Genomic DNA, 11,395 nt, shown 5'->3' with positions numbered 1-11,395 from the left:
CTGGATATCTTATTTTGCGGATTTTAACCGTGATTCAGATATCAACGAATCGCACCGTCCAGAAATATGTAAGTAAGAATGTGAGAAAAATTACCATATTGGCGCAAAAATTGAGTTTAAGCGATAAGCCGGAGGCTTGACGCTCCGCGTATCGCATTCATCAATTTTGCACCCATAATTTTCATCTCCTAAACACTTGACAATGTAAGCCTTTCAGGGAATGAAACAGCCCTGCTATGAAGAAGGGAGAGGGTTTCCCCCCTTGATGAAACCTGGACAAAATTGCCCAACCTTTGCGGCGGGCACGGGTTAATCAGATTGGCAAGAGATAGTTATTGTATAAAATACCGCGCCCGCCGCAACCCTAATTGAGGGTTTTCTCTAGGGTACTTTGTCTAAGGTTGGGCAATTTTGTCTAAGATTAACCCAACCCCTGCACCCCGCCCCTTTGCCCCTAATCCCCACTCCGTGGGGGCCGGTGAGTTCCCCAAAGGGAACCCCACCTTCCCCTCTACCTCTTCCTTGACTCGTGACTCCTTTTATGAAAAATTTATACTTTGCTACAGCGAAAACGGTCCCAGTCAAAACTAACCAAGAAGCAAAACCATCTTCATACGACTTTAGCAAGTACACAGATAGGTTGTTTTCTCCTCAAGGATTAGCCTTGGCTGGAGGTATTCTAGCTCTCGTCATTCTGCAAATGTTTAGTGGCGGTAAAAAAGGTAAACTTGCAACTAGCTACTGGGGTGGGAGAAAGGAATCTGTTCGCGCTAAGAAAAAAGCCGTCAAACAGATATCTTTCCCTAAGTGCGATAGCGCTAGTTTGTATATTGGAGTACATAAAGACAAGAATCAAAAACTGCCCAAGGGAAGTGGAGGAGTCCCGCTTTATGTACCTGATGTCCAACGCGGAACGGCTGTCATTGGGGCACCTGGTAGCGGTAAGTCATTCTCTGCTATCAACCCAATGATTTACTCAGCTATTGACCAGGGCTTTGGTATAGTTCTATACGATTTTAAGTACCCCAGTCAAGCCAAAATCGCCAGTTACGCCAAATCAAAAGGGTATGACGTACACGTATTTGCACCAGGATTCCCCGAATCAGAGGTATGTAACCCAATTGATTTTTTACGCGATAGTAGCGATGCTGAAACTGCACGGCAATTAGCTACAGTGATTAACAAAAACTTCCGGTTGCTTGGAAATGCGTCTGAAGATGCATTCTTTGGTCCTGCAGGTGACCAACTAACGCAAGCAATCCTCATGCTCACCAAGGAGTTCGGCGAACATGCTGATATTATGACTGCTGCTGCAATTGTGTCAAGTGAAAAAATGGTAGCACGCTTGATGGCAGCAGAACTAAACCCTTGGATTAAAATAGCTTTTGGTCAATTATTTAGCTCAGCAGGTTCCGAGAAAACTGTTGCGGGCATTGCTGGTGGCGCTTCATTGATGTTCACTCGGTTTATGGCAAGGGGTACGTTGGGCTGCTTTGTCGGTAAAACTACACTTCCCCTGGAGGTAAAACGCAAGCAGATGATTATCTTCGGGTTAGATCGAGAACGCCGCGATGCTGTCAGCCCTCTCATGACTAGTATCCTTCACATGGTAGTCTCCCGCAGTATTGCCAAAAAGCGTAAAGAGCATGGCCCTCTAATAGTATGCCTTGACGAGTTACCATCAATCTTCCTTCCAGACTTATTTAAATGGCTTAACGAATCTCGTTCCGAAGGATTTTGTGGCATTCTAGGTTGGCAAAATATGGGTCAGCTTGAAAAGATTTACGGTAAAGAAATATCTCGTGCAATTCTTGGTGCGTGCGGTACAAAGTTTGTTTTCAATCCTGGTGAAGAAGAATCAGCACGATTATTTTCTGCATATTTAGGCGAACAAGAAATTAAATATAAACAAAAATCTCGGTCAACAGGAGGTGGTAAAGCTAGTACATCTATCAGTGACCAAGAACGGACTCGCAAGCTATTTGAACCAGCCGAGTTTCTCAAATTACCACCTGGAAAATGTTTGTTTATCAACCCTGGTTATAGTAACCAAAATGAGGGTTCAGTCCCACTATTAAAAAATATTAAGATAGCGAAATCTATCATTGCACTCGAACAAGAAAACGATACAAAGTGGGATACAATTATCAAGCAACTTGCTCGAAAAAGTACCCAGAGAAAGCCAACACAAGAAGATTTAGATATGCGAGTGTCGTCCGTCAACAAGCGCTTTCCAATTCCGCAAGCACCTGTACAAGCAGGTAGTGCACCTTTACCAGTTGATGCATACAAGAGCTTTTTCTAAATATGAAATGCAAGGCAAGCAGAGGGAGCAGGGGAGGCAGGGGAGGCAGGGGAGGCAGGGGGAGATTAATGATTCATCAACCAAGGTAATGGATTATTAATCATATTTACTAGACCCGATAAAACTTGATTGTAATTGCTGTAAAGTTCTCGTCCCGCCTCCACATTCATGTAGTTGCATTTGACAGCAAATTCAATCCATGTTTGGGTTTCAGATGCTTCAGCTATTCCCTATGCGCAGAGCGCACGCCAAGGGCGAACGGGAACGCTACGCTAACACAATCATTCAATTTAGCTACGAATGCTGCCTCATAACGACGTTTGCGCGCCCGCTTCTGCCATGTTGGCACATACAGAACGTGATGAACGCCGAATTTGGTGAAGCAGCGCGGTCTTGGGGGTTTCCCCCATGTTAGCGGAGCGAGCCGTAGGCTGCGACTGCTGAACCCGGAGGGTCAGTTAATGAATATCTTTCCTCCAGAGGAAACTTCTTCGATAGCTCAAAAATTCTCATTGCTGCTTCAAAGGCAATTTTGTAAATTCCCAAATCTTTATGGTCTTTAATTGCTTCTTTAGGCATTTTCTTCCCTCCTCTACTTTCCCCACTCTCTTCACCATGATTCCATTTTTTCATGTTCTTCCCCCCCCCTGCCTCCCCTGCTCCCCCTGCTCAAGAACTGCTTACCTTAACAGATAACCGAACCGTATTGAAATTCTTCCCTCTTCACATATGTTCGACCCCAAACAAACTCAAATTAATGAATCGTATTTAAATACAGCCAATACTGTAATTAAAACAAGTCGAGAATTAAGCAAAATCCTCATCAATGCACTTACCGAGATAACTAAAGTCATTCTCGAAAAACTTAAAGAAGCTCGAGAAGCAAGTAAAATAGCAGTTGAGATTGGCAAAGACATCTATAATCTTGTACCCGACGAATCCACCCCTGGTGCATATAAATGGGAGAAAGTTGATTTAACTAACCCAAGTACAAAAAACAATCAGGAAACTAATATTGTATTAATGCCCGACTTATTCAGAGAGGGTCAATACACAGTAGAAACTGAGCCAAATACACAAACTGAGCCTTTTACTAATTATCAAGCACAAATAATCGTCACCAGGTTAGTAGAAGATGTACCTGATTTAGGTAGTGATTATCAACAAACTAGTGAAAGTGCTCTCAAAATCACAGCTTATTTAGAGTCTGATGGTTCGGATAAACAAATCGTTATCTACGAACAAGATAGTAAAGGTAAGTGTACAACTAATCTCGTTACCGAAATACTGAGTCAGGATGAAATCATAGATGTAGCTAGCGTTCCACTCGTTAAGCTATTACCTCCATCTTCTGAAGTCATCAAAAATCACTCCGAGACAAAACAGTTATTATCTGATAGTGAGAATTTCGCTGCAACAGAAGAAAATTCACTGAGAACTGAGTCACCTGAAAGCACCTCATCTCCTGAAGAGAATCTCGAATCAAGTCATAGTTTTGAAGATGATGTAGTCAATTATTCTCAAGAAGAAATAGCACAAACTGAACCAAACTCTCAAGCCCAAGAGACAGTTACTAGTAACAAAAAATCGGAAAATAAAACTGAAAACGAGGTCAATGAAAATTCAAACCGCAATCAATTTTTTGCACAAGAACCAGAAGAGTTGGAAACCAAGAATCGAAGGAGATATGCACCTGAATTTACCTATCAAGAGGTGCGACTATCCCAAGGGGTGGAACCAGCAGCACAGCAATGGGCGCGTCAGGTTGAAGTACCTATTTACCAGATTAAGCACAAGCAAGCACTCTTGGAACGCTACAACGGTGAAAATAAGGACATTGCTGAAACTGCAACGGCAATGTTAAAAAAATACAGCACTCTTGAGCAAGATGGATCGCGTATTTACCGCAGCGATGCGTTTGTGATTCGCGCCTGTGGAGATACCATCAGCATCCACCGCCGCAGTGATGAACTATCTGGATGGGAAAACTCTTTGATGGAGTTCAAACTCAATAAAAAGAAAGAACTCAAAATAACGAAAAAGCCCATTGAGATGTTACCAGTGGAACGTCAGGAGTTTCTCATGGTGGCAGAACACCTAAATGATAATGGCAAACTGCCCAACCTTAGCAATGCCGATATCCGCGATGTCGCAAATTCACTTGGGAGTTTAGCACCTGCTGGGACAATTAAAACCCTGGAAGTATTTAAACAAAACGAGATGTTGCTCACCCTTAACAACGTCCTCCTCCAAGCAGATAAAGAAGAACTTACGGTAGGTGAGTTTACCATTAGGCGATCGCGTGACAGAGAAAACAATCGAGCAAGCCTGCAATTGTTTAAAACCACTGAGGAGAAGGGAACCCAGGAACAAGTCCGGTTTGACCTAACCAAAACCGAAGCTGGTATCACCAAAGAAGTCAGTAAGATGAATATTTCTGACTACGATATCAACCGGGTGAAGTTTATTGCCCAGAATGCCCAAAAACTTAACTTGGAACAAATCTTCGGTAATGAACAACCTACAGCTGCAGCCGCACCTCCCAAGGAACAACCAATACAAACGGCTGGTGATATCCCCGTTAAGGTTCACCCATATATCGCCGAGGAATGGGCAAACATGGTCAAGTATGGTGGTCCTGACTGGGGAGGGGCGATGAACCAGGGTAATGAAGAAATTCTTCAGCGGATAAAGGACAACGACGGCAAGTTACCAATTGCTGACCAGCGGGAGATGTACTTTAAGATTTTAAACTATAAGACAAATGAAGCCCAAAAGAAAGGAGAAACAGTCGTCGATTTTGTTGGGCTTAAAAATATTATGAACGACTTACGAGCATGGCGCACTCAAGAAATCAAAATACAGTACACTCCTACAGAACACATCCCCTCTCCCCAACGCCAAACTGTCACCGCAACTGCACCTCAAGCTAAGTCGGGAGGAGTTGAACTATGAAATTCAAAAGGGAACAGGGAACGGGCAACAGGCAACAGGAAAATCCCCGCAGTTAAGTTAGGGGATTTGGACAAGGACACCTTGTTTCAAAGCCCTGCGGGCACGCGCAAGGGACGCACTACGTGTCTCGAAACAATTTTTTTCTTCTTTTCATACCATAAGGAGCGGGGCTTGGGACCCAATGTTCGGGCAGGTTTTTTTCTTACTGTTGCCTGTTCCCTCTTCCCTGTTCCCTGCCCGAAGGGCTTGGTGATATTTCGGAAATTGCGATTCAATCTATCATCCAGAGCGGTTCATTCTGATAAAAATTCTCAATTAAAGGTGCGATGCTCCGGTAGGGAGCCGAAGCATTGCTGATCGCTTTCATTAACTGATCACTCAAACAAAAATCTTATCAACTCCCTCCTCTTGCAAACCTTTCTAATAATCCCTCACGGGATAAATTAGGCAATTGCAGTAGTACTCTAGCAAACTCCTCTGGTGGTAACTGTAGCAAAACATCAATGACTCTCGACAGTTCGTCATCCAGAGAACCAAACTTGACTTTGAGCAAGTTTTCTACAACTGAACGCTGTCCTTCTTGTACAGCCGCCGCTCTGGCTTCCCGATAAGCTTCTGATAAATTCACAATCAACTCCTGCTCTTCTTCAGTTAAATTTTCCTGAACCTCTACGCTCACACGCCAATTAAAAATCAGTTCTAGGACGTTGCGACGTAAAGGGTTTAGGCGTGGAAGTGCAATCAGTTCTCTAACCGCTTGCTGTTGAACTGTTCCCCGTCCTAAAAGCCGGAACCAGAGTGTTTCGTTTGTAACTGGTAACTGGTTGATTGCCACTATCCCCGTCCTAAAAGACTTAGGTAGAAAGTAAATACCTGACGACCAGTTTTCTAACTCTAGTCTAGCGCCAAAGCTATCCAGCAAAGCCGCTGAAGCAGAAGGTGCCAAAATCCAGAGACGAGGTAAATTATCTTCTGGCAAAGATGTACTTTCTCGTTTTGCTTTGCGCTGAAACTCTCCGTACACGGAAAATAGCTTCAGGATACAATTTCTCACTTCTGTTTTGCTTGGTGGATTGCGAAAGGGTTCTAACAACGAGGCACTCGCTGCAATACTACCAAGCAATCCTAAAGACTGCGGGTCAGCGTCAGGTGATGCTGTGGGGGAAAATAGAATGTCTACTTGTCGGACTTCATCAGTCACTTCACGACTGACTTCTACCTTTCCAAAAGGCGAGAGTAACTCTTCCAAATACTGCTTTGCGAACTGGTCATGAGGCTGTCGAGTCATTTATTTTCAGGTGCGGTAATCTCAATTTACGTTGCGCTAACAATAAGCGCATTGGTGTGCCAGTTGGCGTGTGAAGGTCGTCACTAGAAACTCAGCAGAGATATCGCTTTGTCGAGATTCACTTTGGCTTCATACAATGCCAATAACTTGTGCTGTTCCAATTTATATGGCATTGGCATTGTCCGCCCTTGCGAGGAAGCTTTAATTAAGGCTGCTTGCTCGCGAGTGGGCAACCCAAGAGCGTTATAGGCAACTATTAAAGACTCGATGCCATCGCGTCCAAGGTACTTAAGTCCCACCTCACGCTGCATTTGTGAAATAGCGATGTGGGGAAAGGACAGCAAAACAGTAGACCAAGAAGCCCTGAGTAATGGGTCATCGTGTGCCTTTAATCCGTATTGATTACACAAGGCTGTCAATTCTAGAAGGCTTTTGGTTTCAAGTTCAATTCGTGTAAAAATCACTGGTCTGGCTCCATACAGCAAGAATAGCCAGTTGCTCAAAGAACAACTGACTGATGACTTCTTTATTTCTATGCGTTGACTATGGCTGCGACTGCTTCATCGCTGGTGCGCCATTGTTGACGCTCGTCTATGCAGCAAGGTTGCGATACCCAAAAACCGTCGAGGTTTTGATAGAACGTACCGAAACAGTTGATTCCTAGTTGACCACCCCATACGCGGTAGAGTTTGCCGAATATGTCATCAGTAGAATCAATTTCGTAGTGTGCAGTATCGGACGATTGCTGTGCAAGGTATGTGGATAGTTCAAGTTGAGCTAGAGCTTGATTGTCGAGCGTTAAGTGAGACATAATGAATCAAACCTTTAATTAAGGGTTATTGAGAGAGGCGGTGCTCTGTGGAAAGTGAACCGCCTTTCTAGTACTTCTCATTGTAAGTTGTTAGCTAACAACTTACAAGTGTTAGCTAACAACTTACAGTAAAGTGGTAGCTAATAGTTTACAAGTGGAGTGTTAAAGCTTGTGATTGCAACTCAAATGAAAGTAAGGCGAACAGTGGACAAGGAAGTTCCCGGACTAGGGCAGCGAATAAAAGAGGCAAGAGAAGCTGATGAGCGCTCTTTAGAGGTTATTTGCGCCGAAATTGGTATATCGCGTGTCTACTGGTATGACATTGAAGCAGAAAGAGTCAGGAATGCTTTACCTGAAGAAACTCTTCGTAAAATCGAAAAGGTGCTTGGAGTTAACCTAGGAGTAAATTTCGATAATTGACCCATCAACTATCGACCCTCTTGTCCTTCCTTGCGATACGCGCTCGTCCCAAGGGGACACGAAGAATGCAACGCGTCAAGCCCGGCTTATCGCCCACACCAAGCTGCGCTCCAGATGGGCTTCTAATACGTAGCGATCGCTCTGTTATTCAAGTCAAAATCGCAAGATAGATGAGATACATCTCTTCCGAAATGCCCATATAATTGAATGTATCCTATATCATATACAACGATATGCGGGTACTCATTTTAGTAAGGCTGCCGACCTTCGGTCCGCTTCGCTAACATTTTCTTACGTGTTAGACCCAGCGAGGTGAAATAAATGGCAACTCTCACGTATATTAAAGGATTACCGACACCAGCAGAAGAATTAAATAGTTTAGGAATCACAGAGTTTGAGATGTTCTTGACTGCTTACAGTCTGGTATTCCATAAAGCAGCGTGTGAGACAGTCAGCTTCATTCTTTCTGGTCAAAAGTTCAACAAATCAAGTTGGAACACGCATTTACAAACGACTTATGGTATTTCAAAGCGTCATGCCAATGGTGTAATTAGTCATGCTCAAGGTGCTGTTGAGGCATCGAAAGAGCATAGAAAACAGCATATTAAAACGTTAGAAGGTAAGCTTAAGTCTATCAATTCTTGGATTACTAAGTCTGAGAAAAAGTTAGCAGATTCATTAAAGTTTTACGACAATAAGAATTGGCAGAATAGCAAAGCAGGATGCAGATTTTCATTGTCCTGCTCCATTCAATTTCGTGATACGAATTGGCAGAACCTACGTTTCCAAATTCACAACAAGAAGCGCCGTGCCTACCAACTAAGTCAACAGATTGAGCATTTAAAGACAGCGCCAATTCAAACAGTTATTCCTAGAAACCAAGTGTTTGTAGTTGGCTCTAAAGATGAATCGTTTGGAAATCAGGTTTGTCAATGGGACGGTGAATACCTCAAGTTTCGTGTGCCTGCTTGCCTAGAATCAAAGTTTGAAAAATATGTTCAAACCAGATTAGGTAGCTTTGACCGTAACATTAACAGATTGCCTAAAGATGGTTCTAAGACATGGCATTTCTACCGCAAGAACGGCAAGTGGAATGCAGCAGTACAGTTCACTCCAGCGCCAGTAAAACGTGTCTCCAGGCATTCTGCTTATGGATGCATTGGAATTGACATGAATCCTGGCTCAATCGGTTGGGCATACGTTGACCGCGATGGCAACCTGAAAGTTCATGGACAAATTCCGCTACAAATGGGGCTGCCATCAGGCAAACAGGACGCTCAGATTGTTGATGCTTGCTTGCAATTAGCAACATTAGCGGACACATTTGCCTGTCCTGTTGTCTGTGAAGAATTAGACTTTTCTACCAAGAAAGAGCAACTTAGAGAACGTGGTAGAAAATATGCTCGGATGCTTTCCGGTTGGGCATATAGCCGATTTTATGAACTACTCGAAAGCGTTTTGAGTAATCGTGGTATTTACTTGATGAAAGTAAATCCTGCCTACACCAGCGTTATTGGCTTGGTGAAGTATGCACGTCAGTATGGTTTAGCCAGTGATGAAGCTGCTGCTATGGCTATTGCACGACGTGCTATGCGACTAACTGAAAATATTCCAGGCTCCATAACCGCCTATCTATCTGTGAAGGATGGAAAGCACGTATGGAGCCTGTGGAATCAACTGAATAATCTGATAAAGAAATCTAGCATTAAGCGTCACAACTTTTATGCTATCTCTAACTGGGAGTCTTTGGTCAAGCGATGGACGGAGCAATCTGTCCAGAGCAAGCTATGTCCTTCGGACACGCTACGCGAATGGTGCTAAAGATGATTTCTTGGAAGATAAACCGCTAACTTCCCTCTACATAGATTTGAGCATTATTGCACAGATTTGCGTAGATTTTTAGAAGCGGCGTACCCTTAGACACGTTGATTAGAGCTGCCAAAGCGGTAGGACTGGATCTAACAGAGTGCTTAGGTGATTGGATTAAGCATATTCCTGGGGTCATTTTGACATAAAATTTCAACAATGATTAATCTTCGGACTATTGACCCGTTTATATGAAAAGTGATCACACTTGTGTTGATAACATTAAACATCCTAATAGCAATTAAACAGTTAATTTTTAACGTAAACTGCGAAAGTTCTGCTTTAGAAAACTTGTATATGTAAAGAAATGGTGGTAGTTATTTAATTATTCCGTTAAAACACTACCATCTTTCTTACAGCAGTAATATAATTACAAAAAAAATAATTTTTTCTGAGAGACTATACGTAAAATTTAAGTAAATTAATTAAGAATTTTCATTACTTTTTTTAAGAAAGATAATAGAAAAACTATAATTAGTTATGGAGACAAACAAAACAATCATTGATATAAGTGAAAAATTTGGTAGCTGGACTGTATTAGGCAAGCAAGGAAAGCAAGTATTATGTCAATGTGATTGCGGAACCCAAAAACTTGTCTACAGTCATACCCTCACCAATGGTCGGTCAACCAACTGCGGTTGTAACAAAAGAAAAGAATCCATCCCACCTGGAGCAACTTTCGGAAGACTAACAGTTATATCCGATGTAGAAGCTAAAGGGAAAAGGGGTGAACTACTACTCCTTACCCAATGCAGTTGCGGTACTCAAAAGTATATTAGCAAAAATAGCCTAAAAAGAGGGCTGACACAAAGTTGTGGTTGCTTGCGACGGGAAAACATTAAGACTATCAAAACTGTTCACAGTCGCTGCAAAAGCCACGAGTATAACTCCTGGTTACATATCAAGCGCATCTGCTACAACAAAAACCACCATCAGTATAAGTATCATGGTGGGTGTGGAATTGAAGTTGATGCATCCTGGCGCAACAACTTTACCCAGTTTCTAAAAGATATGGGACTCGCACCCAATGGTACAGTCATATCGCGTATCTCGCCAGAAGGAGACTTTGCTCCAGGTAATTGTCAGTGGATATCCAAAAACGAACGCTATCATCAGATACATTTACTAAGAAAAAAAGAAATTTTCATTGATCAAACTTTTCCCGAACCAGTTGTTAAAACTCGTGAAATTAATATTCCACAAAACATTATTCAGGCAATTATCAAAGCCCATGCTGCTGGTGAAGCTAATATCAATAAGCTTGCAGCACAGTATAAAATTAGTACTCAAGATACAATGAATATTATCCTCAGCTACATAGAAACAATATAACCGTTAGTAATAAGTAATAGTAACGCCAGTTGGATGATGGGTAATGGGTACAGTTTACAGTCAATCCTTCAATTTATGAGATGGCAGTAGCATTTAGAGCGATGGCGATCGCTTCCCCGATAGGCGCAGCCGTGACGTAGGCATAGGGAGCGCTTTGCGTTTTAGCGCCCTGTTGCCCAAAGTGGAGCTTTGGAGGAGCCTGTTCTTCCAGAACACGGCAGCGCAGAACGGGCGATCGCTCATTACCCGATTAGTTGTTTCAACAGCACTCACGCCTTTTAAACAAGAGTAACCTTAAAAACCTTATTAACTTTTTGTAGTTTCAAAAGTTTAGAATTACTGACAAACTTTTTGAGGTCACCACCTAGTACAGCACGGCGTAAATAAACCAAGTATTAGACAGCTAACACTTTACCCT

The 11,395-nt window shown here is 42.7% G+C and carries 8 protein-coding genes and 1 pseudogene; 5 read left to right on the top strand and 4 right to left on the bottom strand.

From position 1 onward, the window contains the following. The first annotated feature begins 541 nt into the window (after window positions 1–541). Window positions 542–2,305: a type IV secretory system conjugative DNA transfer family protein gene (locus AC5590_RS08205; RefSeq protein WP_169268483.1), complete on the top strand. Its 1,764-nt coding sequence runs from the start codon at window positions 542–544 to the stop codon at window positions 2,303–2,305. 65 nt (window positions 2,306–2,370) lie between these two features. Here the strand turns inward: AC5590_RS08205 and AC5590_RS08200 are convergent. Beyond that, window positions 2,371–2,884 (bottom strand): annotated as a pseudogene (locus tag AC5590_RS08200) (four helix bundle protein). Between the two features lie 150 nt (window positions 2,885–3,034). Between AC5590_RS08200 and AC5590_RS08195 the strand changes: the two are divergent. Continuing rightward, window positions 3,035–5,260: a hypothetical protein gene (locus AC5590_RS08195; RefSeq protein ID WP_169268481.1), complete on the top strand. Its 2,226-nt coding sequence runs from the start codon at window positions 3,035–3,037 to the stop codon at window positions 5,258–5,260. A gap of 394 nt (window positions 5,261–5,654) precedes the next feature. On the opposite strand, the gene AC5590_RS08190 is transcribed toward AC5590_RS08195, so the two are convergent. From AC5590_RS08190 to AC5590_RS08180, 3 genes are all read right to left on the bottom strand, one after another. Then, a complete protein-coding gene (locus tag AC5590_RS08190; RefSeq protein WP_169268480.1) occupies window positions 5,655–6,548 on the bottom strand; it encodes a hypothetical protein in 894 nt (297 codons plus the stop codon). 83 nt (window positions 6,549–6,631) lie between these two features. Further along, window positions 6,632–7,012: a hypothetical protein gene (locus AC5590_RS08185; protein WP_169268479.1), complete on the bottom strand. Its 381-nt coding sequence runs from the start codon at window positions 7,010–7,012 to the stop codon at window positions 6,632–6,634. A gap of 68 nt (window positions 7,013–7,080) precedes the next feature. Further along, window positions 7,081–7,359, bottom strand: a complete 279-nt coding sequence (locus AC5590_RS08180; protein WP_169268478.1) for a hypothetical protein — start codon at window positions 7,357–7,359, stop codon at window positions 7,081–7,083. A gap of 186 nt (window positions 7,360–7,545) precedes the next feature. On the opposite strand from AC5590_RS08180, the gene AC5590_RS08175 reads away from it, so the two are divergent. The 3 genes from AC5590_RS08175 to AC5590_RS08165 all read left to right on the top strand — a co-directional run bounded on the left by AC5590_RS08175 (window position 7,546) and on the right by AC5590_RS08165 (window position 10,977). Continuing rightward, a complete protein-coding gene (locus AC5590_RS08175) occupies window positions 7,546–7,779 on the top strand; it encodes a helix-turn-helix domain-containing protein (protein WP_169268484.1) in 234 nt (77 codons plus the stop codon). Window positions 7,780–8,100: 321 nt separating this feature from the next. Beyond that, window positions 8,101–9,600, top strand: coding sequence for a hypothetical protein (locus AC5590_RS08170; RefSeq protein ID WP_169268477.1), 1,500 nt, complete (start codon window positions 8,101–8,103; stop codon window positions 9,598–9,600). 525 nt (window positions 9,601–10,125) lie between these two features. Continuing rightward, the gene (locus AC5590_RS08165) at window positions 10,126–10,977 is read left to right on the top strand and encodes a hypothetical protein (protein WP_169268476.1); all 852 of its coding nucleotides are present in this window, start codon (window positions 10,126–10,128) and stop codon (window positions 10,975–10,977) included. Window positions 10,978–11,395 lie beyond the last annotated feature (418 nt).

The sequence above is a fragment of the Brasilonema octagenarum UFV-OR1 genome, from assembly GCF_963888615.1.
In the GTDB taxonomy this organism is placed as follows: domain Bacteria; phylum Cyanobacteriota; class Cyanobacteriia; order Cyanobacteriales; family Nostocaceae; genus Brasilonema; species Brasilonema sennae.
This window is presented reverse-complemented; position numbering and strand designations above follow the sequence as displayed.